At 67.5% G+C, this 22,060-nt stretch carries 20 protein-coding genes; 15 read left to right on the top strand and 5 right to left on the bottom strand.

All coding sequences use genetic code 11. The features are described 5' to 3' along the window. Positions 1–119: 119 nt before the first annotated feature. Positions 120–974 (top strand): alpha/beta fold hydrolase, encoded by an 855-nt coding sequence (locus AC5RW2_RS02575; RefSeq protein ID WP_494001335.1) that lies wholly within the window; start codon positions 120–122, stop codon positions 972–974. A 30-nt stretch (positions 975–1,004) separates the two neighbouring features. On the opposite strand, the gene AC5RW2_RS02570 is transcribed toward AC5RW2_RS02575, so the two are convergent. After that, positions 1,005–1,697 carry a hypothetical protein gene (locus AC5RW2_RS02570; protein WP_494001336.1) on the bottom strand — a complete coding sequence of 231 codons (693 nt, stop codon included), beginning with the start codon at positions 1,695–1,697 and terminating at the stop codon, positions 1,005–1,007. A gap of 196 nt (positions 1,698–1,893) precedes the next feature. On the opposite strand from AC5RW2_RS02570, the gene AC5RW2_RS02565 reads away from it, so the two are divergent. The 4 genes from AC5RW2_RS02565 to AC5RW2_RS02550 all read left to right on the top strand — a co-directional run bounded on the left by AC5RW2_RS02565 (position 1,894) and on the right by AC5RW2_RS02550 (position 5,869). Further along, a complete protein-coding gene (locus tag AC5RW2_RS02565) occupies positions 1,894–2,082 on the top strand; it encodes a hypothetical protein (RefSeq protein ID WP_494001337.1) in 189 nt (62 codons plus the stop codon). Positions 2,083–2,151: 69 nt separating this feature from the next. Beyond that, positions 2,152–2,475, top strand: coding sequence for a hypothetical protein (locus AC5RW2_RS02560; protein ID WP_494023728.1), 324 nt, complete (start codon positions 2,152–2,154; stop codon positions 2,473–2,475). 30 nt (positions 2,476–2,505) lie between these two features. Further along, complete coding sequence (locus tag AC5RW2_RS02555) at positions 2,506–5,028, top strand: Tex family protein (protein WP_494073648.1); 2,523 nt, start codon at positions 2,506–2,508, stop codon at positions 5,026–5,028. Between the two features lie 469 nt (positions 5,029–5,497). After that, a complete protein-coding gene (locus AC5RW2_RS02550; RefSeq protein WP_494014281.1) occupies positions 5,498–5,869 on the top strand; it encodes a hypothetical protein in 372 nt (123 codons plus the stop codon). 37 nt (positions 5,870–5,906) lie between these two features. On the opposite strand, the gene AC5RW2_RS02545 is transcribed toward AC5RW2_RS02550, so the two are convergent. Then, complete coding sequence (locus AC5RW2_RS02545) at positions 5,907–6,887, bottom strand: response regulator transcription factor (protein ID WP_494001341.1); 981 nt, start codon at positions 6,885–6,887, stop codon at positions 5,907–5,909. Between the two features lie 125 nt (positions 6,888–7,012). After that, entirely contained in the window at positions 7,013–8,416 is a 1,404-nt protein-coding gene (locus tag AC5RW2_RS02540; RefSeq protein WP_494073647.1) for an NAD(P)H-quinone dehydrogenase, read from the bottom strand. 183 nt (positions 8,417–8,599) lie between these two features. Here AC5RW2_RS02540 and AC5RW2_RS02535 point away from each other — a divergent pair, with 183 nt between their 5' ends. The 7 genes from AC5RW2_RS02535 (at position 8,600) to AC5RW2_RS02505 (ending at position 15,796) form a co-directional block, all read left to right on the top strand. After that, the gene (locus AC5RW2_RS02535) at positions 8,600–9,400 is read left to right on the top strand and encodes a purine-nucleoside phosphorylase (protein WP_494073646.1); all 801 of its coding nucleotides are present in this window, start codon (positions 8,600–8,602) and stop codon (positions 9,398–9,400) included. Positions 9,401–9,411: 11 nt separating this feature from the next. Next, entirely contained in the window at positions 9,412–11,208 is a 1,797-nt protein-coding gene (locus AC5RW2_RS02530; RefSeq protein ID WP_494073645.1) for a phospho-sugar mutase, read from the top strand. Between the two features lie 473 nt (positions 11,209–11,681). Further along, positions 11,682–12,194, top strand: coding sequence for a putative endonuclease domain-containing protein (locus tag AC5RW2_RS02525; RefSeq protein ID WP_494073644.1), 513 nt, complete (start codon positions 11,682–11,684; stop codon positions 12,192–12,194). 253 nt (positions 12,195–12,447) lie between these two features. Continuing rightward, positions 12,448–12,672: a hypothetical protein gene (locus AC5RW2_RS02520; protein ID WP_494026429.1), complete on the top strand. Its 225-nt coding sequence runs from the start codon at positions 12,448–12,450 to the stop codon at positions 12,670–12,672. Between the two features lie 122 nt (positions 12,673–12,794). Continuing rightward, positions 12,795–13,517, top strand: coding sequence for a deoxyribose-phosphate aldolase (deoC, locus tag AC5RW2_RS02515; RefSeq protein WP_494073643.1), 723 nt, complete (start codon positions 12,795–12,797; stop codon positions 13,515–13,517). A 32-nt stretch (positions 13,518–13,549) separates the two neighbouring features. Continuing rightward, complete coding sequence (locus AC5RW2_RS02510; RefSeq protein WP_494001347.1) at positions 13,550–13,777, top strand: hypothetical protein; 228 nt, start codon at positions 13,550–13,552, stop codon at positions 13,775–13,777. Positions 13,778–14,080: 303 nt separating this feature from the next. Next, positions 14,081–15,796, top strand: coding sequence for a sensor histidine kinase (locus AC5RW2_RS02505; protein WP_494026430.1), 1,716 nt, complete (start codon positions 14,081–14,083; stop codon positions 15,794–15,796). Positions 15,797–15,819: 23 nt separating this feature from the next. On the opposite strand, the gene AC5RW2_RS02500 is transcribed toward AC5RW2_RS02505, so the two are convergent. Beyond that, a complete protein-coding gene (locus tag AC5RW2_RS02500) occupies positions 15,820–17,334 on the bottom strand; it encodes a M20/M25/M40 family metallo-hydrolase (RefSeq protein WP_494014287.1) in 1,515 nt (504 codons plus the stop codon). Positions 17,335–17,625: 291 nt separating this feature from the next. On the opposite strand from AC5RW2_RS02500, the gene AC5RW2_RS02495 reads away from it, so the two are divergent. The 3 genes from AC5RW2_RS02495 to AC5RW2_RS02485 all read left to right on the top strand — a co-directional run bounded on the left by AC5RW2_RS02495 (position 17,626) and on the right by AC5RW2_RS02485 (position 21,647). Then, complete coding sequence (locus tag AC5RW2_RS02495) at positions 17,626–18,069, top strand: VanZ family protein (protein ID WP_494026431.1); 444 nt, start codon at positions 17,626–17,628, stop codon at positions 18,067–18,069. A 49-nt stretch (positions 18,070–18,118) separates the two neighbouring features. Continuing rightward, on the top strand, positions 18,119–19,432 hold the full coding sequence (locus AC5RW2_RS02490; RefSeq protein ID WP_494026432.1) for a UDP-glucose dehydrogenase family protein: 1,314 nt from the start codon (positions 18,119–18,121) through the stop codon (positions 19,430–19,432). Positions 19,433–19,610: 178 nt separating this feature from the next. Further along, complete coding sequence (locus tag AC5RW2_RS02485) at positions 19,611–21,647, top strand: M1 family aminopeptidase (RefSeq protein WP_494073642.1); 2,037 nt, start codon at positions 19,611–19,613, stop codon at positions 21,645–21,647. Between the two features lie 100 nt (positions 21,648–21,747). On the opposite strand, the gene AC5RW2_RS02480 is transcribed toward AC5RW2_RS02485, so the two are convergent. Continuing rightward, positions 21,748–22,008 (bottom strand): SHOCT domain-containing protein, encoded by a 261-nt coding sequence (locus AC5RW2_RS02480; protein WP_494023716.1) that lies wholly within the window; start codon positions 22,006–22,008, stop codon positions 21,748–21,750. Between the last annotated feature and the right edge of the window lie 52 nt (positions 22,009–22,060).

Below are 22,060 nucleotides of genomic sequence, written 5' to 3'. Positions count from 1 at the left end.
GTTATGCGCACCGCCCTGCTCTTGCTGTTTCCCGGTGCGGACCACCGTGCTCGCCGCGGTCGCCATGCCGCCGTAGGCTGGGCGGACGGAAACACGCGGCGCTGCGAGGGAGGGCCCCGATGGAGGCCGATGAACGGCACGGGATGCTGGCGCGCCCCGATGCGACACTCGCCGTCTATACGTACGGCCCGCCGCACGGGCCCGGGAGGCCGGCCGTCCTGCTGATCCACGGCTACCCGGATGACCACTCGGTCTTCGACTCCGTCGCCGCCCACCTGAGCGCCGACAGCCACGTCATCTCCTATGACACCCGCAATGCCGGGGCGTCCCGAACCCCCATCGCCCGTCCCGGCGCCTACCGCCTGCCCGTCCTGGTGGACGATCTTTTTGCGGTGATCGATGCCTCCGGGGCAGAGGGCGTGCACCTCGTGGGACACGACTGGGGATCGATCCAAGGCTGGGCGGCGGCCCAGGATGCTCGTGCCGAGGGCCGGATTCTCAGCTTCACCAGCATTTCGGGACCGGACCTGGGCCATCTTCACCGCTGGTTCGGGCGCAGGCTGCGCAGGCCCGCGCTCTGGCCGCAGGCGGCAGGACAGGCCGTGCGCAGCCTGTACGTCGCCGGGTTCCAGTTGCCGGTACTGCCGGAACTTGCGTGGCGGACGCTCCTGACCCGTCCGTACGAGCGCTTCTCCGGCCGCAGGATCGGCGACAACGGTGTTCGCGGCCTCGCCCTGTACCGGGCAAACTGGTTCCGGCCCCAAACCCTGTCGGCCCGCTGCCGGGTTCCCGTGCAGGTGATAGTCCCGCGGCGGGACCCGTTCCTCTCGCCCCATCTGGTGGAGGGGCTGGAGGACTGGGTGCCGCGGCTGAGAATTGTTGAAGTGGATGCAGGCCATTGGTGGCCCGCGGAGGCCGGAGAAACAGCCGCACGGATGGTGAGGAACTGGATTGCGGACCTGCCGGGGGTTTGAGGTTCCGCCCGAAGCCGGTCCGCCTGTCCCCTATCCCCGGGGGCGCGACCGGCGCGACACTGCGTAGGACGGCGCGCGCAGCTTCTCGATCCAACGGTAGGTATCCGCGTTTGGAAGCCGGTGCACGATCGGATCGAAACGCAGGCCGGTGTCTCCCCCGCCCTGCGCAAGCCGCAGCGTGAGGGTACCAAACCGGCGCCACGGGCCCCACGGCTGCGCGTGGGACAGCGAGAGCACCCAGTCCTCGCTGCCCAGCGCCCGTCGGAATCCCGCCGGATCCGCCGGAAGCGGCACGTTCGGCCGGATTGTGCGGGCTGCGAGCTGGACCGGGCCGTGTGCCCCTCGGTAGGGCATCACCGTGGTCAGCGCCGCAGCACGAACGTCCCGTCGAGGCTGGAGCAGGTACCTGCCGGCCCGGGAGGTACCGCTGGAAGCCAGCAGGATGTCGGCCTGTCCGTCCTCCGCGGTGACCCGCAGCGCGAGCCCGATAATGTCGGGGAGCCGCGACGGCAGGCCCGCTGACCTCGACAGCCGGGCCTCGACGTCGTTGTTCCCCGCTTCGTCCAGCCAGGAAATGCCACTGGCGAGGGAGTTCCCCGATCTCTCCAGCCGCCCTTCCAGGTGGAGCCCGATCGGATGGATGGGCCGGGCCGGCCGCAGCCTCTTGAGCGCCGAGAAAACAAAGGCCAGACCACGACCGGCCGCCGTGCCAACATCCCGCATGCCCGCCGACTCCTCCCCCCGTGACGCTGCCCCGATGCGCACCGCTTCCAGCATCTCTGTCAGTCAGCCGGCAAGCCATCCGAGCTTCGACCCCGCCATAGACAGCATACTGAGCATCAGCCTACTCTGATTGGCATCGGGCACAGTGCGGACTGCGCCAAACCGGGTCCGCCGCCCCTAGCGGGAGGAATCCATGATGAGCAGCGGCAACGAATATTCCGATTCCGGGGAAGAGGAAGCAACAGCTCCCGCAGATCCCGGGGCGGGCAACGAAAACAGCACGGAATCCGAGAAGCCGATGGAAACGTCCGGCCCCGATTCCAAGGATGTGCAGGGGGAAGCCGCAGCCGAAAATGCCAAGGAATCGGGCGGCTACGGCTACTGAAGCCGCCGGCGACCCCGGATCGAGACAGTTGCCGCCCGTACCGTCCGGGCCGGATGGCAGGCTTTCCGCATGAACAAAGTAGACGTCATGACCGCCCGCAGGTACGCCCGGGCTCGCGGCGAACCCGGCCCCCGCGCCGAAGGCCGCCCGCCCGGGGCCACTCGTGAGCCCTACGGCCGCGAACCGTATGTCCGCGTGCGCCATGAGGGGAAGACGTTCGACGCCAAGGCCATCTCCTGGGACCGGACCAGCGTGCAGGTGAAGTGGATGGATGCGCACGGATCCGCCCGTACCGCCTGGGTTCCCGGCAGCGAGGTCCGGCGCATTCACCGTGACGAGTCCAGCTGGCGCGACCCCTATGATGACTACGCCTTTTACTATCCCGGCGCCTAGGCCAAGCCTCGAATACGGCACAATGGATCGGTGACCGAATCATCCGCGCCTGCCCCGCCCGCCTCCGTTGCAAACCTGCCGCCTCTCGACCCGGCCGCGCTCAGTGCCCGGATCCATGCCCAGCTCGCCCGGGAGCTCGGCGTCCAAGCCTGGCAGGTCAAGGCCGCGGTGGAAATGCTCGACGGCGGTGCCACCGTCCCGTTCATCGCCCGGTACCGTAAAGAGGCCACCGGCACGCTTGATGACGCGCAGCTGCGTGATCTCGAGGAGCGGCTGCGCTACCTGCGGGAACTGGAAGACCGCCGTCGTGCCGTGCTGGAGGCCATCGCCGCGCAGGGCAAACTGACCGTCGAGCTGGAAGCGGCAGTCAACGGAGCCGACACCAAGGCGCGGCTGGAGGACATCTACCTTCCGTACAAGTCCAAGCGGCGGACGAAGGCGCAGATCGCCCGGGAAGCAGGCCTGGAGCCGCTCGCCGATGGCCTCCTGGCCGACCCGTCCCAGGATCCGCTGGCAGCGGCGCAAGGGTTCCTCAATGCCGGGCAAGCCATCAACGAGCCATCCGACGCCCTGGCCGGCGCCCGGGCGATTCTGGTGGAGCGGGTCAGTCAGGACGCCGACCTGGTCTCCGAGCTGCGCGAACGGCTGTGGCAGCAGGGCCTGGTGCGGGCCGAGGTCCGCGAGGGCCAGTCGGAAGCCGGCCAGAAGTTCGCCGACTACTTCGACTTCGCCCAAGACCCTGCCGGCCTGCCGTCGCACCGGGTGCTGGCACTGCTGCGGGGCGAGAAGGAGGGCGTGCTGAACCTTGATATCAGCGAAGGCAATCCGGCTCATCCGGAGGACTTCGCCGAGGCGCGCGGCCGGTTTGAGAACGCCGTGGCATCACGGATGGGCGTGGCTGACCGCGGGCGGCCGGCCGACCGCTGGCTCTTGCAAACGGCGCAGCTGGGCTGGCGGCGGATCCTGGTCAAGCTGGCCATCGACCTCCGCGTCCGCCTGTTCACGGCAGCCGAAGACGAAGCAGTACGGGTCTTCGCCGCCAATCTGCGGGACGTGCTGCTGGCCGCACCGGCCGGCAACCGGGCCACGTTGGGGCTGGACCCGGGGCTGCGCACGGGAGTGAAGGTTGCGGTCGTCGACGGTACCGGCAAGGTGGTGGCCACCGATACCATCTATCCGCATGCTCCGGCCAGGAAATGGGACGACTCGCTCGCCACCTTGGCCAGGCTCGCGGATCAGCACGCCGTCGAGCTCGTCGCCATCGGCAACGGGACCGCTTCGCGGGAAACCGACAAGCTGGCCACCGAGCTGATCAAACTGATGGAGCCCGCCCGCAAACTGCAGAAGCTGGTGGTTTCGGAGGCAGGGGCGTCGGTCTACTCGGCCTCGGCGTTGGCCTCGGCGGAGCTGCCCGAACTGGATGTCTCGCTGCGCGGTGCGGTCTCGATCGCCCGCCGGCTGCAGGACCCGCTGGCCGAGCTGGTCAAGATCGACCCGAAGTCCATCGGGGTGGGGCAATACCAACACGACGTCACGGCCAGCAAGCTGGAGCGGTCCCTGGACGCGGTGGTCGAAGACTGCGTCAACGCGGTCGGGGTGGACCTGAACACCGCCTCCCCGTCGCTCCTCTCCCGCGTGGCCGGCCTCGGTACGCAGCTGAGCGAGAATATCGTGGCCTACCGCAATGCCAACGGCCCCTTCGCCAAGCGCTCCGAGCTGAAGAAGGTCCCGAGGCTGGGCGGGAAGGCATTCGAACAGTGCGCCGGATTCCTTCGCATCACCGGTGGTGCCGAGCCGCTCGATGCCTCCAGCGTGCACCCGGAGGCGTACGGCGTGGCCCGGAAAATCCTTGCCGCCGCCGGCACAACCGCGACGGCGGCGGGGCGGGGCGCCCAATCCCTGGCGGTGCTGGACCCGCAGCAGTTCGTCGACGAGCACTTTGGCCTTCCGACGGTAGTGGACATCATCACTGAACTGGAGAAACCGGGGCGCGACCCGCGCCCGAGCTTCACCACCGCCTCCTTCACCGAGGGCGTGGAAAAAATTTCGGACCTGATGCCGGGCATGGTGCTGGAAGGCACCGTAACCAACGTCGCCGCGTTCGGAGCCTTCGTCGACGTCGGCGTCCATCAGGACGGGCTGGTCCACATCTCCGCCATGTCGAACAAGTACGTCTCCGATCCCCATGACGTGGTCAAGTCCGGCCAGGTCGTGAAGGTCAAGGTGCTCGAAGCCGATCCCGAGCGCAAGCGCATCTCCCTGACGCTGCGGCTCGACGACGAGGCTCCCGTCGGCGAGCGGCGCCAGCCCGGGTCCGGCCACCAGGGCCCCGCGAGCGAAACCCGCAGCGGAAAGGGCGGGTCTCGTCCCGATCCCCGCGGTGGCACAACGGGGCGCGGCGACGTAGGGAAGCCCGGGCGGGGCGCCGGCCGGAAGCCGGGGCGTGGCGACGGCGGCAAGCCCGCACGCAGTGACGGCCGCACTCCGGGCCCGGGCGGCTCCGCCGACACGGCGATGGCCGAGGCGCTTCGGCGGGCGGGCCTGGGCAGCTAGCACAGCACAGAAACAGCCCCAGCACCTCCCTCGGGTCCGGAGCACTCCCTCCGGACGGACAAGGGCAGGGTACTGGGGCTGTTCCCACCGGATGGTGGACTAATGGAGCCTGTGCCTCCGGCCCCGGGCACGGGGCTTGAAACCACAGACAACACTGTGACCGATGCCGCTTAAGGGCGCGGAGGCTTTCGCTGAAGATTTGCTCAGCTTTGGCCTAAGGGGACCGCCAGGTCCGCGCGGAGGCTCTGCACCGGCGGCGCCGTGCACGTCACCTGTTCGGACCGCCCGGCCGTGCACCCCTCAATCGAGATTGGTGCTCAAGAGTTACCCAAGGTTGCGCCTGCACGCCTCGGCGGGCCGCAGCAGTCGCTTACGATGTAAGTAGTTCGAAGTCGCAACAAGTTTGAAAGGGGCGCCGCCCGATGCTCTTTTCCGGGCAGTCCTCCGCATCCGGTCCCCAGGCGTTCTCGTGACGGCCATTTCGCCGGAAATTCCTCTGGTCTTAACGGCAGTACTGGAAAAACTGGCAACCGACCTCGACGACCACGACGGCAGCATGCGCCGCCGCTTCATCGGCAATTACGTGGGGCTGTGGGAACACCGCTTTGGAAGGGTCTCGAGCGCCATTCTCGCCCGGGACGCCGAAGACGCCATGGACGCGATCCTCAGTTTGAAGATCTCCAGCAGCATGGTGGGGGCCGGACGCCTTGGCCAGATGGCAGAACATCTCGAAGGCCTGGTCAACGGGCGGCTCTTTGACGCCGCGACGGCTCTCTTGGACGAGCTGCGCACCTGCGGGATGACGACGACGTCACAGCTGCGGAGCCTGCACCTGCAGTAGCCCGCCCGTCAGGCGGGAAATGCGCGCCCGCGCGGCGTCACCGCTTCGGTGCCAGGCTGTAGCCAACCCCGCGCACTGTCTTGATCCAGCGCGGGGACTTGGTGTCATCCCCGAGCTTGCGGCGAAGGTTGGCCATATGCACTTCGATCGTGCGTTCGTCGGAGTCCGAAATGTAGCCGCCGGTGTTGTAGGGCTCGTTACGAAGCCGGCGGACCAGATCCGCCTTGGTCCGCACCACCCGGCCGCTTTCCATCAGGGCGTACAGCAGGTCGAATTCGCTGCGGGTCAGTTCCAGCTCGCGCCCGGACCGGATCACCGTGCGGGCACGGTGGTCCACCACGATGCCGTTGTGCTCCAGCACGCCGTCGCCGGCCGGGCTCGCCGCGCCGGCCGCGGCAGCCGCTGCCCCGGCGCCGGTCTCGGCTGCGAAGGCCGGTGCCCCGCCGCCTCCTGCGAGCGCCGCTGCCGAAACGGCACCGGACGTCGACAGCGACAGGCCGGGATGCCCTCCGGCACCCACCCCCGCTCCCTGCAGGACGGGTTCGGGCACCTGAGTTGCCGCAGCTGCGCCGGCCAGGGCCGGCCCCGTCGGGGCACCCCCGCGGGCCCCGACGTCCTCCGGCAGACCGCCGTCGTTGCCCTTTGTAGTACGCGGGCGACGCAGCATCGCGGTGATCCTGGCGCGCAGTTCCCGGGGGCGGAACGGCTTGGTGAGGTAGTCATCCGCGCCGGTCTCCAGGCCAAGCAGCGTGTCCAGTTCTTCGGCGCGCGCGGTGAGCATGATGATGTACGTGTCGCTGAAACGGCGCACCTGTCGCGCGACCTCGAAGCCATCGATGTCCGGCAGGCCAAGGTCGAGGGTGACGACATCGGGGTTGTGGCGTTTGATGGCGGCAACGCCTTCCATCCCGGAGGAGGCGGTGTGCACCGTAAACCCAGAACTGGACAGGACCGTCGAGATCAACTCCCGGATGTCCAGGTCATCCTCCACAATGACGGCAGTACGCTGCTCGCTCATCCTTTATCCCCCAACTGACTAACTTCGGTTCATCGTTTCATTACATGGCTATTTGATGATCATAGACCCAGAAACGGACAATGTGGCGAAATAATCAGCGGGGAAATGACGGCGGGATCCGCCGCCTAGAGATGCACGTGCAGCCGCCTCGCCGCCTCGGAAATGGAACCGGTCAGCGACGGGTACACCGTGAACGTGTTCGCGAGATCGTCCACGTGGAGTTTCTGGCTCACCGCCAGCGCAACGGGGAAGATCAGTTCGGAAGCCCGCGGGGCCACCACCACTCCCCCGATGACCGTGCCGGAACCGCGCCGGGCAATGATTTTCACGAAGCCGTCGGAGACGTTCATCATCTTGGCCCGCGCGTTGGTGTTGAGCGAGAGTTTGATGATGTCGCCCTGGTACTTTCCGGCGGCGACTTCCTCCTCGGTCACCCCCACGGTGGCGATCTCCGGGCTGGTGAAGATATTGGACGCCACCTGCTTGAGCTTCAGCGGCTTGACGTAGTCGCCCAGCAGGTGGGCCACGGCGATGCGGCCTTGCATCGCGGCCACCGAGGCCAGAGCCAGCACGCCGGTGCAGTCGCCGGCAGCATAAATATTCGACGCGGTGGTGCGCGAGACGCCGTCCACCTTGATGTGCCCGCCCTCGGTCAGGGCCACCCCGGCTTCTTCGAGCCCGATGCCGGCGGTGTTGGGCACGCCGCCCACGGCCAGCAGGCAGTGCGAGCCCTCGACCACCCGGCCGTCGGCCAAGGTGACCAGCACGCCGTCGTCCGTTCGTTCCACGCTGGCGGCGCGGGACTTGGACAGCACTGTCATCCCGCTGCGGGCGAAAACATCTTCGAGCACCTCGGCGGCGTCGGCGTCTTCGCCCGGCAGCACGCGGTCCCGCGAGGAGACCAGGGTGACCTTGGTGCCCAGCATGCGGTAGGCAGAGGCGAACTCGGCTCCCGTCACGCCCGAACCGACCACGATCAGGTGCTCCGGGATCTCGGTGAGGTTGTAAACCTGCGTCCAGTTGAAGATGCGTTCGCCGTCCGGCTTGGCCGTGGACAGTTCGCGGGGTGTCGCGCCGGTGGCCACCAGGATGGCATCCGCTGTAATCGTCTCGGTCCCCGTCTCCGTCGACACGGCGATGGTGTTCGGGCCGGAGAGCTTGCCTTCGCCCAGGATGACGCGCACCCCGGCACGCTCCAACCCGTGGTGGATGTCCGCCGACTGGCTCTCGGCCAGCTTCAGCAGGCGGTCGTTGACCGTGCGCAGGTCGGCGTAGGCGGCCTTGGAGTCCTCGTCGAAGCGGACCCCGAGGTCATGGGCACTCGCTACCCGCCGCATGGCGTCGGCGGTCGCGATCAGGGTCTTGGACGGCACCACATCGGTCAGCACGGCGGAACCGCCGAGGCCCTTCCGTTCGATGATGGTCACCTTGGCGCCGAGCGAGTTGGCCACCATGGCCGCCTCGTACCCGCCGGGGCCCCCGCCCAGGATCGCCAGACGCGGGGCACTGAAATCTATTTGGCTAGTCACGGACTTCATTCTGTCGCATGCCCCGCAACGCCTCAACCTGCCGGCACGGCGTGAAGCAGGCGCCGGCGGCCCGCGCAGGGCCGCCGCCAGTACCCGCGCGGACATCCCCAATGCCAGGAACGACGACGGCGCCGCCCGCCCGACGCTTTCGGCGGCAGTTCGGCAGCGGGTAGGTTAGGTCCTGTGACTACAGACCCCTTTGAACTGGCCGCCGAGGCAGCCGCTTTCCTCGCCCGGCAGACCGGTGTCGCCGCCCATGACGTCGCGCTGGTGCTCGGCTCCGGCTGGGGCGAGGCCGCCGACCTCGTCGGCGAGACGACCCACTCGATCCCGGCCACGGACATTCCAGGGTTCTCCGCCCCGGCAGTCGAAGGCCACGTCGGCACCATCCGCTCCGTCCGGACGCCCGACGGCAAGCGCGTGCTGGTGCTCGGTGCCCGCACCCACTACTACGAGGGCAAGGGCGTGCGCTCGGTCGTCCACGGCGTCCGGACTGCGGCGGCGGCCGGGTGCAGGACGCTGGTACTGACCAACGGCTGCGGCGGACTGAACCCGGTCTGGGCGCCGGGGACGCCGGTGCTGATCAGCGACCACATCAACCTCACCGCCGCCTCCCCGCTGGAAGGCGCAACCTTCGTTGACCTGACCGACCTCTATTCGGGACGGCTGCGCACCCTGGCGCGGGAAGTGGATCCCAGCCTGGACGAAGGCGTGTACGCACAGTTCCCCGGCCCCCACTACGAGACTCCGGCCGAGGTGCAGTACGCCAAGCGGATCGGCGCCGACCTGGTCGGCATGTCCACGGCGTTGGAGGCCATCGCCGCCCGCCACGCCGGCATGGAGGTTTTCGGAATCTCGCTGGTGACCAACCTTGCGGCCGGCATCAGCGACGTTCCGCTCAGCCACGCCGAGGTCATCGAGGCGGGGCGGGCCGCGGGGCCGCGGATCTCGCGGCTGCTGGCCGGAATTGTCGCCAAGCTGTGAACGGGAGCGACATGACCGCAACGCCGCAGGAGCTGAAGGCGGCGGCCGAGGCCTGGCTGCAGGCTGATCCGGACGAGCAGACGCGCCGGGAATTGCGAGACCTGCTGGCAGCGGCCGAGGGCGGCACGCCGGAAGCCGCCGCGGCACGGGCCGAACTTGCGGACAGGTTCTCCGGAACCTTGGCCTTCGGTACCGCCGGGCTGCGGGCCGCGCTCGGCGCCGGGCCCTTCCGGATGAACCGTGTGGTGGTGCGCCGGACGGCCGCCGGCCTGGCCCGCTTCCTGCTGGACACCGCCGCCGGCGCCTATGCGCCGCGCGCGGTGATCGGCTACGACGCACGCCGGAACTCGGATGTCTTCGCCTCCGAGTCCGCGGCCGTCTTCACCGCCGCCGGCATCGAGACGTTCCTCATGCCTTCCGCCCTGCCAACGCCGGTGCTGGCGTACGCCGTTCGGGCGCTGGGCTGCGAAGCGGGCGTGATGGTCACCGCCAGCCACAATCCCGCGCACGACAACGGGTACAAGGTCTACCTGGGCGGACGTGCCGTGGACGAAGGCGGCCGCGGAGCGCAAATTGTGGCACCCTACGACGCCGATATCGCCGCCCGCATCGACTACACCCCGCCCCTAGACTCCATCCCGCTGGCCGAGGAAGGCTGGAACGTCCTCCCGGAGGGCATCGCCGAAGACTACGTCGCTGCGGTCACCGCGCTGACCGACCCGCGGCTGTTCCCGCAGCGGGACCTGAGGATCGTGCTCACACCGATGCACGGCGTCGGCGGAGCGACCATGCGGGCGGTCTTTGAGCAGGCCGGATTCACCGACGTGACGCTGGTGGCCGCCCAAGCGGAGCCGGACCCCGACTTCCCGACCGTGGCCTTCCCCAACCCGGAGGAAGCCGGAGCGATCGACCTGGCCCTGGAGACGGCAGCGGAAATCGATGCGGACCTGGTGATTGCCAATGATCCCGACGCCGACCGCGCGGCGCTGGCTGCCAAGGATCCGTCGACCGGGGTATGGAGGATGCTCCGCGGCGACGAGGCCGGTGCGCTGCTCGGCGCGCACATGGCGGCTCGTTTCGAAGGCCAGGACCGGCTGCGCGCGGACCACGACGCCTCACCCGATCCGATCGATGCAGGTGCGGGCGAGAGCCCGGCTGCGTCCCGGGTCTTCGCAAACTCGATCGTGTCTTCCCGGCTACTGGGCAAGATCGCGGCCGACGCAGGGGTAGCCCACGTGGAGACACTGACCGGCTTCAAGTGGATTTCCCGCGTCCCCGGCCTAACCTACGGGTATGAGGAGGCCTTGGGTTATTGCGTGGCACCGCACCTGGTCCGGGACAAGGACGGGATGTCCGCCGCCCTGCTGCTCGCCGAGCTCGCCGCCGACGTCAAAGCCGCGGGCCGGACAATCTTCGACGTCCTCGATCACCTCGCGCTGAAGTACGGGCTCCACGCTACGGACCAGCTGAGCATCAGGGTGGACAACCTCGCCCTGATGGGAACGATGATGTACCGGCTCCGGGAGCGGCCGCCGTCGTCGCTGGCCGGCTCCCCGGTGGTGACGAGCACGGACTTGTCCCTCGGCAGCGAAGCGTTGCCGCCGACCGACGGGCTGCTGTTTCTGGGCCAGGACGATACCCGCGTCATCGTGCGGCCGAGCGGCACGGAGCCCAAGCTCAAGTGCTACCTGGAGGTCATCCGGCCGGTTGCCGGCGTGGACCGGCTGGCGGAGGAACGCGCGGAAGCGGCCCGGCTGCTGGAGGCCATCAAAACCGACCTCCGCACCAGCCTCGGCGTGCCCGGATAACCGCCACGGATCGCTGCCGCCCGAAGACCGCGGTGTACACATGGGAAAGTGCTCCCATCTCCAGGGCGGCCGAGCTGTGCGAGAACGGCCTTAACCGACGGGTCTGTGTCGACTTTCGGCCGCCCTGAAACCCGGCACGGTTCATCGGCACGGATCCTGGGTTCGCGGTGGATGGCCAGCAGTTCCCGGCAACGGAATCTGCTCCGCATCCAGGCCCATCCCTCGTGACCGGTCCCGCCGGCACCTACAGCCACGCTTCCGCTGCGCGCCCACACGGGCTGCATGTTTGGGATGTTCCGGCAACTGTCCATCTCACCCAGCCATTCCCCACCACCCGGCACACCAGAAGCCCGGACGTCAGCCCGCACCGCTCTGTCTTGCCGCCGGATCAAGTCACGATTCTGCGTGGTCCGCGCGGCGAGCCGGTGCCCGTCACCAGCTTGGAACGGACAGTAGCGGACTGTGCCAGGACCATGCAGCTTGACCGGGCTGCCATTATCGGCGATCACGCCCTCCGCTGCGGGACGGTCCTCGGGCGGATTAACGAGATCCTCGATTCGATGCCGGGTTCACGGGGAGTGCGCCGCGCCAGAACTGCCGTCGCCTTGCTGGATGGCAGGGCCGAATCACCGGGAGAAACCCGCACCAGGCTGTTGCTGGGCACGTTCGGCATTCCGATGCCCGTGCCGCAGGTAGAACTGACCACCAGGCTGGGCAAGCACCGCGTCGACTTCGCCTGGGAGGACATCATGCTGATTTTGGAATTCGATGGCAGGAGCAAATACTTCGACTACAGGCCGACGGAACAGGTACTGCTCGAGGAACGACAGCGGGAGAACGCCTTATCGGAAATCCACTGGAACTTCATCCGTGTGGACTGGGCGCAGCTCAGCCGGCCTCACGAATTCCGGGGCAGGCTCGCCGAAGCCATGGCACGCGCCGCCAGCAGAACCTCCGCGCTGAAACATCGCCCCACGGCCGCCTGACCGGACACGCCCCACGGCCGCCTGACCGGACACGCCCCACGGCCGCCTGGCCGGACACGCTCCCCACCGCCGCCCGGAATCGTTCGGCGGGCGAGGCGCCCAAAGCGGAGCTTAAACCCGGCGGGCGCGGGCCGAACGAGCCCGCTGGCCGAGGCGCCGGCCGGCCCGGGCGCCCTCCGCGGGAAGGGCCGGGCCGGCGGGGGAACAACCTCCGCTGATTGATCACCTTCCGCACCTTTTCGACGCTGGTGCCATGTGGGACGATGCAGCCATGGGCATCGAAGAACAGCTGCCCCGTTCCGCAGGGGCGAGGCATCAAAGCCCTGACGAAGAGCCGGCGCACAAGGCCTCGGAGGAGCACATTCCGGCCGACGACCCCCGGGCCATCGCGCGCCGCCGGCAGGAGGCCGAGGAGAAGCTTGAGGAGCACCGACGTGCGGCCGAGGAAGAGGGCCACTCCACTGGCGGCCCGCACTGACCCCTGTCCTGTCCGGGAACGCTCCCGGCGGCCGTGCAGGCCGGTGCGCCGGTCCTCTGGCCGCCTGACCGGTATGCAAGGATAGAAGTTCCTTCGAACCCCAGCAGATGAAAGGGATGGCCATGTCTGAAGACATCACATCCGGATCCGCTCCGAGCGCGACCTATCACGATCCGACGTCGATCGCTTCGGTCATCGACCACACGCTGCTGAAGCCGGAAGCTTCCCGCGAAGACATCCTCAAGGTCTGCCAGGAGGCGGTCGAGTACCGCTTTGCCGCCGTGTGTGCGAATCCTGTTTGGACGGCATTGGTCCACAGCACGCTAAAGGGCTCCGGGGTCAAGACCTGCGCGGTCGTCGGTTTCCCGTTCGGCGCCACTCCCACCGATGTGAAGGTACACGAGGCCCGCGGCGCCACTTTGGACGGCGCCGACGAGATCGACATGGTGATCAATATCGCCGCGGCCCGGGCAAACGACCGCGCCGCGATCATCGATGACATCGCTGCGGTGGCCGAAGCCGTCCACGCCGGCGGCGCCATCCTCAAAGTCATCCTGGAAGCCCATTTCCTGAGCGACGAGCAAAAGCGGATGGTCTGCGAAGCCGCCGCCGAGGCCGGGGCCGACTTCGTCAAGACGTCCACCGGTTTCAGCGGTGGCGGCGCCACCGTCGAGGACATCGCCCTGATGCGGGATGCGGTCGGGACGCGCCTGGGCGTAAAGGCCTCGGGCGGCGTGCGATCCGTCGATGACGCGCGCGCCATGCTCCGGGCCGGCGCAACACGAATTGGTGCCAGCTCATCAGTGGCTATTGTTAAAGGTGAGCAAGCCGCCGGCGGCTACTGACGCCGCATCGCACTATTGAGGAGAAACACCCCATGGCCCACCCCAAACAGCGCACCCATTCGGGCGAGGGACACCTGGTCGGCAATCTGGTCACCTTCGCGGTCATCATGCTGATGTTCTTCGGTTCCCTGTACGCCTTCAGCCTGGAGCCGGTCATCGGCCCCATCCCGGCCTTCGCCATCGGGCTCGGCCTGTTCACGCTGGCGTTCTTCATTCCCAAGCAGTTCCTGGGCCGTTCCGACACGCACCACAACGCCTGACGTTTTTCGCGGGCTTTCGCGGGCGCCCAGCCAGGAGGCAGGCAGGTCCTGTTTCCCATGGCGGGGCGCCCTGCGTATTCAAGGGCGGAGCCGGTCCCGGGCCCGAACGGAACCGGCGCGCAGCGGACTGATCCGCCAACCCGTCTGCGCCACACCCAACCCGCACCGCTGCGACTTGCGTCACAGACCGCATAGTTCCACGGCGCGGGCCAACACGCGTGCCATACTGAACCAGTCATGGCCAGCCCGGCTCCGCAACGCAACCGACAACGAGGGCTGCCCGGAGTAAGGGGACCTTCGATCATGTCTGCCGCACCAAGCCCGTTGTTGTCCTGGCTGACCGGACGCCGTCAGTTCCATGAGCTGCCCCTGCGCGCACGCGTTTTCCTCAGCCATCTGCCGCTCTGCATTTCGGTGACGCTGACTGCGGTGATCGCCGCCGCATTCTTCCCCCAACTGCTGGGCAACGCGCAATTCACCGGCGGACTCATCGGCATTGCCGTGTTGTGGATCCTCGGCGCCGCCATCCCGTGGGACCGGCTGCCCTATCCGTCGTACTGGGTGATCCCGCTGCTGGATTTCGTCGCCATCGGGGCCCTTCACCAGGGCGCCGGGACAGAACTGGCCGGCGTGGCCCTGTTGGCGGTTTTCCCGGTGTTCTGGATGGCTTGGTCGGAGATCGCCCCCGCCGCCGCGCGCATCGTCAGCTTCGCCGCGCCGATGCTCATCGTCTGGATTCCGGTGTTCACCGGCCCGGAGCCGGTAACGCCGGAAACCCTGTTCGGCCCGATCCTGATCCCCATCGTGACCCTGGGGGTCTCCATCACCGCGTCCGTTTTCTCCCTGAGCATGACGGCGCAGCAGCAAGCCTTGGCCGGCAAAGACCGCGAACTGCGGGCCTTGCTGGAAGAAAGCAAGGTCCACGTGCGACGGCTGGACACCGTCCTGAACGCCGTCGCGGTGGGGGTGCTCGTCACCGATGCAGACGGCCGTGACATCCTGAGCAACGTGCAACAGGATCGGGACCGTTTGCTGGCCATGCCCCAAGGCATCGACAATCCGGACGAGGCCGATTTGCTGGTCTTCGAACCGGACCGGGTGACCCCGGTGGTCCCCGAAGACCGCCCCATTCGCCGTGCCATTCAGGGGGAGTCTTTTTCCGACCGGCTGGTGTGGATCGGCGACGGCGACAGGCAACGGGCCATGTTGTGCACGGCACGCCCCATGCAGAATGACCTCGGCCAGTTCGACGGCACCGTGATGGCCTTCAGCGACGTCACCGACCTGGTCAATGCGTTGACGGTGAAGGAAGAGTTCGTCGCCGGCGTCTCGCACGAGCTCCGCACTCCCCTGACCTCCATCATGGGCTACCTGGACCTCGCGCTCGAGGACGCCGACCAGCTGCCGCAACATGTCACCGCTTCCCTCGGCATCGCCATGCGCAACTCCGAACGCCTCCTGCAACTGGTGGAAGACCTGCTCGTCACCGCCTCCGGAACGCTGAGCATCGAGCCCCGCCGCACGGCGCTGGCCGACCTCGTCGCTACCAGCGTTGCGTCGGCCATGCCGCGGGCAGAACACGCGGGCGTGGAGTTGGTCATCGACGCCGTCGACGGGCTGGAAGCAGAGATCGATCCCAACAGGATGGGTCAGGTGCTGGACAATTTGCTCTCCAATGCCATCAAGTACTCCCCCGACGGCGGACGCGTCACGGTACGGACCCTGGCGGCCGACGGCGCCGTCCTCCTGGAGGTCAGCGACACCGGCATGGGCATGTCCGAAGCGGATCAGGCTGAAATCTTCACCAAGTTCTTCCGCACCAGTGCCGTCCGTCAAGCGGCCATTCCAGGGCTGGGGTTGGGGCTGGCCATCAGCAAGTCGATCGTAGAAGCCCACGGCGGCACGCTGACCTTCACGAGCGTCCTGGGAGCGGGCACGACCTTCAGCGTCGCGATTCCGCAGCGCAGCGAAGAGGGAGGCCGTCCGGAGACGGCCTCCCTGGGCCAACTGCTGCCGTAGGAGACAGCGCCGGTCCGGTGGGGTCAGCGAACGGCGTGCGGCCCCTTGAACGGCATCTTGGTGCTGCCCGTTCCCTTGCCCTTGGCCGTGCCGTTGACCGCTGAGGTCGTTTCGGCGAAGGTCAGCGTGGCATGCGCAATCGCATCAGCCATCTGATCGAGTACCACGAGGTCCACATTGGCAAGCGTGTCGCAGGCCTCGTGGTAGCAGGGATCGTAGGCCACGCCCGCGGTGCCGCCGTAGATTGCCGCCTGCTCTTCGGTCTTGATTTCCTCGGCGCCGGTGAACAGGCCGCCGGCGGGAATGCCGTTGTTGATGAAGCCGAAGTAGTCCGAGCGCCCGTCGAACGCCGTCGGTTCCGTGGCGAGTCCCTGCGAAGCGAAGTAGTCCTCGAAGACGCGCTCGATGGTATCCGAACCCTTCGGCCCGGTCAGCCCAAACGCGTCGCCGTCGCCGTCGTACACGAAGCGAACGGCATTGGGCGAACCGACCATGTCGAAATTCAGGTTGAGCGCATGCTGCTTGATCTCGCGCTTGCTCAACTGGGACACGTAGTAGTCGGAGCCGAGCAGCCCGTCCTCTTCACCGCCCCAGAATGCGAACCGCACCCGGTTTTCCGGGGCGTCACCCGATGCCGCCATCTGAAGCGCCGTTTCCAGGATCGCCGCGCTGCCGGAACCGTTGTCGTTGATGCCCGGACCCTCGGATACAGAATCCAGATGCGCACCGACGACGACGGTGCGGTCCGCGCGCCCGGCCGTGTCGGCGAGGATGTTGAACGTCTCCGTCACGACGATCTCGGCGTCCACCGCGATCCGCAGTTCCAGGCCGGCGGTCCCGGCGAGCTCGGCCCCCAGGTCGAAGCTGGTGCTGACGGCCGGGATGGCCTGCGGCGTCCCCAACGTGCCGCCGAACAGGTCCGTCCGGTCCGGTGTTCCTCCGTTGCCCTGATTGAAGATGACCACGCCGGCGGCGCCTGCTGCCGCGGCATTCGAGACCTTCGTGGCGAAATCGCACGTACCGCGCTGGATCAAGGCGATGTTTCCGGCGGGGAAGCTTGCGAAGTCGGTCGCCTCGCAGCCGCTGGTGGATGCCCTGTCGCCTGCGAGGTTGATATCCACCGCGGTCACCGGTGCCGTGACGTCGCCGGAGGCGGAGTAATCCATGGCCAGAAACTCCTCCCCTGCCGTGTAGATCGTCGGCGTCGGGGCGACCTGCTCGAACTCTGCGCCGTGGAGCACGAACCGCTCATAGGAGAACGCCTGCCGAACGGGCGTGTACCCGGCGGCCGACAACTGGGCCTCGATGTATTGGGCCGATGCCTCGTAGCCCGGCGTGCCCGCAGCGCGGTTGCCGCCGTTGGCATTGGCCGCGTCCTGCAGGGCCTGCAAGTGGCTGACGATGTTCTCGACGGTGACCGCGTCCCGCAGGGTACTGGTGTCTGTCCCGATAGCGGCTTGGGCGGGCAACCCGGTTCCGAACGCCAATGCGGTGGCGGCAGCGATGGCCGCACCCCGCCTGAAACTGTGGGTCTGCATGCTGGTTCCTCCATAAGGTGTGGATGCAAGAATCCCGCTGTCCCCGCAGCAGGATCCTGCCCGGAAGCTACCCCATGGCCCCGGAAAGCGACAGACCCAGCTCGTGATATCCCTCACAAACACCTGAAAGAACCATTTCAGCCTTGCAAGCGGCCGGTCTCGCGTCGCCGAGGCAGTGTCCCACACCGGCAGGCTGGAGCGGGCGGGCGGCCGGGCTTGGTGGCGCACCGGTACCATGGCATTCCGTCGCCCGCGCATCAGCGCGGCCGCCCACACCCGAGAGGAAGACCGATGCGGCTTGGCACGTCCCGGGAGCCGTCCCGCCTGCTGCATTTTTGGCTGTTGGCCGGCTATACCCTCCTGGTCGCCGTCGCAATGTTGTGGCCTACCCCGGTTGATGCCGGCGCGAACAGCACCCTCCAGGCAGTTCTCGCGGCTCTGCATGACGCAGGCGGGCCGCGCTGGGTCGACTACAACCTGGTCGAATCCGGGGCCAACGTCCTGATGTTCGTGCCGCTCGGTCTGCTGGCCGCCCTCCTGATGCCGACCGGTTGGCGCTGGTTGACCCCGGCCGGAGCCTTCCTCCTCTCCGGTGCCATGGAGTGGGCGCAACGAGAGTTCCTCCCCGGCCGCTATGCCTCGCTGCAGGATGTCTGGACGAACACCCTGGGCGCGGCACTCGGCACGGTGCTGGCCTATGCCTGGCTGGAATTCCGGCAAAACCGGCACCGGTAACGCGCTAAAGTCGAAGTAGTCTCTACTCAGGCACGCGTAAAGGACCACTATGCGAATCTCCGTCATCGGCTGCGGCTACTTGGGGGCCGTGCATGCCGCGGCCATGGCCAAACTCGGGCATGACGTGGTCGGTATTGACGTGGACGAACGCAAGGTCTCCGAACTCCAAGCCGGCCGCGCCCCGTTCTTCGAGCCCGGGCTGCCCGAACTGCTCGCTGAGGTTCAGCAGACCGGCCGGCTGACGTTCAGCACCGAGATGGCCGACGCGGCCGGAGCCGCGGTGCACTTCGTGTGCGTGGGCACACCGCAGCGCAAAGGCGAGAACGCCGCCGACCTACGCTATGTCGATGCCGCCTTCACGTCTCTCGCCATGCACCTTCGCCCGGGCGACGTGGTGGTCGGCAAGTCCACCGTGCCGGTGGGAACGGCGTCACGGCTGGCAGAGGAGATCCGGGAAATCGCCCCGGCAGCCATTCTGGCGTGGAACCCCGAGTTCCTGCGCGAAGGCCACGCCGTCAAAGACACGTTGACCCCGGACAGGTTTGTCTACGGCGTGCCTGCGGGTGCACCCGGTGAAGCGGCCACCGCGGCCATGGACGAGGTCTATGCGACGCCGCTGGCCGACGGGACGCCGCGGCTGGTGGTCGACTATGCCACCGCCGAACTGGTCAAAGCCGCGGCGAACTCGTTCCTGGCCACGAAGATCTCCTTCATCAACGCCATGGCGGAAGTTTGCGAAGCCGCCGGGGCCGACGTCACCGCCCTGGCCGACGCCATCGGCATGGACGAACGGATCGGGCGCAAGTTCCTCAACGCCGGAGTGGGCTTCGGCGGCGGCTGCCTGCCCAAGGATATCCGAGCCTTCATGGCCCGGGCGGGCGAACTCGGGGCGGACCAGGCCCTGACCTTCCTGCGTGAGGTGGACGCCATCAACATGCGCCGCCGCACGCGGGTGGTGGAACTGACCCGAGAGCTCTGCGGCGGGTCACTGATCGGCAAGCGCATTACCGTGCTCGGAGCAGCGTTCAAACCGCAGTCCGACGACGTCCGTGATTCTCCCGCGTTGTCCGTTGCCGCCCAACTGCAGCTGCAGGGAGCCACGGTCACCGTCACCGATCCGGAGGCCCTGGCCAACGCCAAGCAGCGCTTCCCGGAACTCAGCTATGAACCGGATGCCAAAACGGCTATCGCCCGCGCCCACGCGCTGGTGCTGGTGACCGAGTGGAATGAATACCGAGAGTTGGATCCGGTCGCCGTCGGAAACCTGGTGGACGAAAAGAACATCCTGGACGGACGCAACGTGCTGGACCCGGCAGCGTGGCGCCAGGCGGGCTGGACCTTCAAGGGCATCGGCCGCCCCTAGCGTTTTCCCAAGTCCGGCCTTCCAGAATGGGCCCGTACAGCCAGGTTGTGCGGGCCCATAGTCGTATCCGTTGACAGTGGCCCCGAACAGGAGCATCTTATGTAGATGGCCAGCGCGTGAAGCCGCCGACCCGCACATCCACGGGTCCGGGCAGCCTTGGCCGATGGGGGGACGTTGCATGATGGCTCGGAGGGGTCTTGCCCTGGCTGCGGCCGCGCTCGTTGGTGTGTCCGGACTGGGCCTGTCTGTCGCCCCGGCCGCCGCAGCACCCGATCCCGGCCGGCACATCTTCGAACCCGGCTCCGCCACCCTGCATGACGAGTATTTCCCTGACGCCGGGAACGGCGGCTACCAGGTGTCCCACTATGGACTGGATCTGCTGTACGACCCGCCCACGGACCGGCTGGACGGCACCGCCACAATCACGGCACAGGCCACGCAAAACCTCTCCGCGTTCAGTTTGGACCTGGATGGCCTGGACGTCGATTCCGTCAGCGTCGACGGGCGGGACGCACGTTTTGCCCTGACCGGCACCAAGCTCACCGTCACCCCCACCCGGGGTTTACCGGACGGCGACCGCTTCACCGTGGTCGTGGCGTACTCCGGCACCCCCCGAACCCTCGCCCTCCCCGGTCCCGCCGGGTTAATCCATACCGACGACGGCGCCCTCGTCACCGGCCATCCGCTGAGTGCGCCAACCTGGTTTCCGGTGAACAACCATCCCAGCGACCGTGCCGGCTACACCTTCAGCATCTCGGTGCCCGACGGCTGGCAGGCGGTGGCCAACGGCTTGCCGGACGGCACGAAAGCCGAGTCCGGCCGCACCGTCTACACCTGGAAGGCCGACGAGCCGCTGTCGCCGCATTTGGCGACCATCGCCGTCGGGCACTTTGACGTGGCGGAGCGCACCAAGGGCGGCATCAGCTACGTGGACGCGATGGATCCGGCGCTAAAGAGGGCGGTGGTCCCGCGCAACGGCGACGGGCTTGCCTGGTCGCAGAGCGACAATGCCAGCTACAAGCGGCTCACCCGCACGGTCAGTGTCCCCACATCCGGCGGTGAACTCTCGTTCTGGATGCTGCGGGACACGGAGCCCGGTTGGGACTATGCCTTCGTGGAGGCGCGCACGCCCGGCGGCAGCGATTGGACCACGCTGAAGGATGCCACCGGACTCGCGAACGACGAAACGGGTAATTCCTGCCCGGCGTGGCATCACGTGCACCCCTTCCTGAAGCACTACCAGACGGACGACGGCGGCGGTTCCTGCACCGCAGAAGGCGCCACCGGTCAATGGTGGGCGGCCACCGGCGCCAGCGACGGCTGGGAGCACTGGGAGTTCGACCTGGCAGATTACGCCGGCCAGGATGTGGAGCTGTCCATCACCTACGCCAGCGACATCACGGGACAGAACGACGGGGTCTTCGTCGAAGACATCAAGGTGCCGGGCGGCGGAGGGTCCACGTCCTTCGACAGCGACGGCGACCGCTGGGACGGCTGGAAAGCGCAGCCTGCACCGGACGGCAGCCCGGAGAACGCGAACGGCTGGACGGCCGGGTCCGCTGCTCCGCCGTCGCAGGCGTACAGGATCCAGCAGTCGCTGGACAGGCAGCCGCAGATCATGCAGTTCCTGTCCACCGTGTTCGGCAAGTATCCGCTCAAGAGCGCCGGCGGCATCATTGACCGTGCCGAGGACCTTGGCTTCGCCGTTCAAATGCAGGGTCGGCCGGTCTACCCCGTGGACGGCTTCTACAGCGAGGCCAGCGGAAATGCCATGATCGCCCGGGAGTTGGCGCACCAGTGGACCGACGCGCAATTGCCTCCACCGCGGTGGCAGGACAGCTGGCTCAACCAAGGCCTTGCTACCTATGCCGAGTGGCTCTGGAACGAACAGCAAGGCCTGGGCAGCGCCGATGACACGTTCGATTTCTACGCCGGCATCCCGGCCGACGACGACTTCTGGCAGGTGCGGGTGTCGGATCCTGGCGTCGATCAACTTTTCGCCGGTAATGTCCAGACCCGGGCCGCCATGGCGCTGCATGCACTGCGGGAAACCGTGGGCGACAGAGACTTTTTCAGGCTCCTGAAGACCTGGGTCCGGAACGGATCGGGCAAGCCGGTCGATTTCGAAAAGCTGGCCGAGGATGTCACTGGCAAAGACCTCGCTGCACTCTTCAAGGCCTTTGTATCGACGGCTGGGAAACCAGGGGTTTTGTAGCGGCAAGGCGTCGCGGAGGGCAGGCCGGGAGCCACCTGTCAGCGACTCCATTCACCGGCTAGCCGTCTCCGGCTAACGGTCCTCGCCTGGCCGTCTTCTGCTAGCGGTCTTCGCCGAGGACGCGCAGGCCTTCTCGGTAGGCATCTGCCGTCAACTCGCCGCGGGCGAACCTCTGGTCGAGGATCTGTCGGGCAGTGCTCCGCCGGTGCGACTGCTGTATTTGACCGCCTGCTGCTGCCAAAGCATCTTCCACGTCGCGCGGTCTCAGCCCCATGAACGCACGTATCACCAGGACGGCCAGCAACGCCACAATCGCCAACAACAGCAGCCCAAACAGCCATGCCAAGCCCATATCAACCATGATGAAAGCACCCCTTCGATCACGACGGAACGATGGCTTTTCTACTCCGTTC

The organism is Arthrobacter sp. B0316-1-20 (assembly GCF_059091865.1).
The sequence above is the reverse complement of the archived record's forward strand: the minus strand, read 5'-3'. Positions and strand labels throughout refer to the sequence as shown.

What these genes read in the sequence shown, in the direction of transcription:
- AC5RW2_RS02490 (WP_494026432.1), top strand. Translation starts at nt 18,119, where the DNA reads ATGCGAATCTCCGTCATCGGCTGCGGCTACTTGGGGGCCGTGCATGCC.
- AC5RW2_RS02505 (WP_494026430.1), top strand. Translation starts at nt 14,081, where the DNA reads ATGTCTGCCGCACCAAGCCCGTTGTTGTCCTGGCTGACCGGACGCCGT.
- AC5RW2_RS02500 (WP_494014287.1), bottom strand. Translation starts at nt 17,334, where the DNA reads ATGCAGACCCACAGTTTCAGGCGGGGTGCGGCCATCGCTGCCGCCACC.
- AC5RW2_RS02545 (WP_494001341.1), bottom strand. Translation starts at nt 6,887, where the DNA reads ATGAGCGAGCAGCGTACTGCCGTCATTGTGGAGGATGACCTGGACATC.
- AC5RW2_RS02495 (WP_494026431.1), top strand. Translation starts at nt 17,626, where the DNA reads ATGCGGCTTGGCACGTCCCGGGAGCCGTCCCGCCTGCTGCATTTTTGG.
- AC5RW2_RS02530 (WP_494073645.1), top strand. Translation starts at nt 9,412, where the DNA reads ATGACCGCAACGCCGCAGGAGCTGAAGGCGGCGGCCGAGGCCTGGCTG.
- AC5RW2_RS02480 (WP_494023716.1), bottom strand. Translation starts at nt 22,008, where the DNA reads ATGGTTGATATGGGCTTGGCATGGCTGTTTGGGCTGCTGTTGTTGGCG.
- AC5RW2_RS02525 (WP_494073644.1), top strand. Translation starts at nt 11,682, where the DNA reads ATGCAGCTTGACCGGGCTGCCATTATCGGCGATCACGCCCTCCGCTGC.
- AC5RW2_RS02565 (WP_494001337.1), top strand. Translation starts at nt 1,894, where the DNA reads ATGAGCAGCGGCAACGAATATTCCGATTCCGGGGAAGAGGAAGCAACA.
- AC5RW2_RS02575 (WP_494001335.1), top strand. Translation starts at nt 120, where the DNA reads ATGGAGGCCGATGAACGGCACGGGATGCTGGCGCGCCCCGATGCGACA.
- AC5RW2_RS02560 (WP_494023728.1), top strand. Translation starts at nt 2,152, where the DNA reads ATGAACAAAGTAGACGTCATGACCGCCCGCAGGTACGCCCGGGCTCGC.
- deoC (WP_494073643.1), top strand. Translation starts at nt 12,795, where the DNA reads ATGTCTGAAGACATCACATCCGGATCCGCTCCGAGCGCGACCTATCAC.
- AC5RW2_RS02570 (WP_494001336.1), bottom strand. Translation starts at nt 1,697, where the DNA reads ATGCGGGATGTTGGCACGGCGGCCGGTCGTGGTCTGGCCTTTGTTTTC.
- AC5RW2_RS02520 (WP_494026429.1), top strand. Translation starts at nt 12,448, where the DNA reads ATGTGGGACGATGCAGCCATGGGCATCGAAGAACAGCTGCCCCGTTCC.
- AC5RW2_RS02510 (WP_494001347.1), top strand. Translation starts at nt 13,550, where the DNA reads ATGGCCCACCCCAAACAGCGCACCCATTCGGGCGAGGGACACCTGGTC.
- AC5RW2_RS02485 (WP_494073642.1), top strand. Translation starts at nt 19,611, where the DNA reads ATGATGGCTCGGAGGGGTCTTGCCCTGGCTGCGGCCGCGCTCGTTGGT.